We start from the raw sequence: 1,583 nt of genomic DNA on the forward strand, positions 1-1,583 counted from the left end.
GTGCTGGCCTCGCTGACGTCGGACGCGCCGACGTCGGTTCGGCAGAACGACCCGCGGGTCAGCGTTGCGACCCCGGCCACGGCAACACCGGCCGCCGTCAGCGCGCTGCCCGCCAGCAGCATGGGCCGGCGTCGCTGCCGCGACGCGTGGTCCGCGATGTCGTCCAGGGCGCTGTAGGCGAGCGCATCGGCACTCAACGCCGCGTTGCCGCTGACGTCGAGGTAGGTCGGGGCGAGGGCGCCGGGATTCAGCTCTCCGGTGCCCGGATCCAGCGCGTAAGCCAGGGCGGACGTCGACGACGCGAACAACGGGGCATTCGCCGATGCCAGCGCCGCGCCGCGGGCCAGCGCCATGTCCGGCTCTTCGGGCGCGATCACGTCCAGCACGGTCGCCGCGTCGAGCACGGTCTTTATTCCGACGATGTCGACCCCGCAGCCGACGATGAAAACGCCGTCGGCCCGCGGGCCCGTTGCGTCCAGGTCGGCGACCATCGCCGCCAGCTCGGCCGCGACGGCGTGCCGGCGTGCGGGCTTCCCGGCTCCGACCACGGCCCGCCGATGCAGCTCGACGATCGAGCCGTCGGCGATCTCGACGACGGCCAGCGTCGCGCTGTCGTATTCGACGAACAGCATCGCGATGCGCTCGTAGTCCATCGCGGAACCCACCGTCTGCGCCAACGCGGCCGCGGCGAGCAGCGGGGAGACCAGCATGACGCCGCCGACGTCGCAGCGCGCAAGCGCATCGCGCAGCCCCGCGACCTCGGTGGGGTCCGTCCAGGTCACGCCCGTCGATGCCAGCCGATAGCCGCCCTCGACGGCGCCTTCGCGCGTGCCCACGATGGCGCCGATCACCTGATCGGCCACACCGAAAGTCGAGTCGCCGCCTCCAGCCACGTCGAACGCGTCCTCTTCGACGGTCACGCCGTCGCCGGCCTGCCCCTCGATGAGGATCATGCGGACCGTCGTGGGAGCCATCGACACCCCGAGCACGATCTCCAAATTGAGCCTCCCAGTCCTCCGCTGGCCTCTCGAAGACGCATCCGCAAGACGGCATCTTCAACAGGGCATTGAAAAGACAGCCCCTGGCCCGAATCGGGGCTTCTTCAACGCTACGCGCGTGCTGCCGGGCGCGCCGCTGGAGTGACTCGGCTCAAAGATCCTTGCTAATAGCCGGGGCTCAGGTACGGGTTCTGGGCGCCGCCGCCACCCGAATAGTCCGGGTACTGCTGCGGGTACTGGGGATATTGCGGGGCCTGCGGGGTCTGCGGCGCCTGATTCGCCGGAACCGGCACCGGAATGGGCACCGGTAGCAGCGGAACGTGGATCCACTCCGTCGTCATCGGCACCGTCGTGGTCGTGGTGGTGGTCGTCGTCGGCGGAGGCGTCGTCGTCGTCGTAGTCGGCGATGGAGGCGTCGTCGTGATGGCCGTGGTGGTCGGCGGCTGGGTCGACGTCGGCGGCGGCGGCGGACGATGCGTGGTGACGACCGGAGGCTGCGTCGTTACGACCACCGGCGGCGGTGGCGGCGACGGCGACGGCGTGACCGTCGAAGAGGACGCGTTCGACGTGGCTGGAGGCGGCGAC

The 1,583-nt window shown here is 70.7% G+C and carries 3 protein-coding genes; 1 reads left to right on the top strand and 2 read right to left on the bottom strand.

From position 1 onward, the window contains the following. A partial coding sequence (locus tag A5736_RS19665) for a hypothetical protein (protein WP_076248100.1) occupies nt 1–998 on the bottom strand: 998 nt, incomplete at its 3' end. Between the two features lie 164 nt (nt 999–1,162). After that, entirely contained in the window at nt 1,163–1,303 is a 141-nt protein-coding gene (locus tag A5736_RS27130; RefSeq protein WP_158070288.1) for a hypothetical protein, read from the bottom strand. Between A5736_RS27130 and A5736_RS27135 the strand changes: the two genes are divergently transcribed. After that, nucleotides 1,296–1,583 (top strand): hypothetical protein (locus A5736_RS27135; RefSeq protein WP_076248102.1); only part of this gene is annotated, 288 nt, incomplete at its 3' end. The genes A5736_RS27130 and A5736_RS27135 overlap by 8 nt on opposite strands.

Origin of the sequence: Mycobacterium sp. SP-6446 (assembly GCF_001954045.1) — a bacterium.
Lineage (GTDB): Bacteria > Actinomycetota > Actinomycetes > Mycobacteriales > Mycobacteriaceae > Mycobacterium.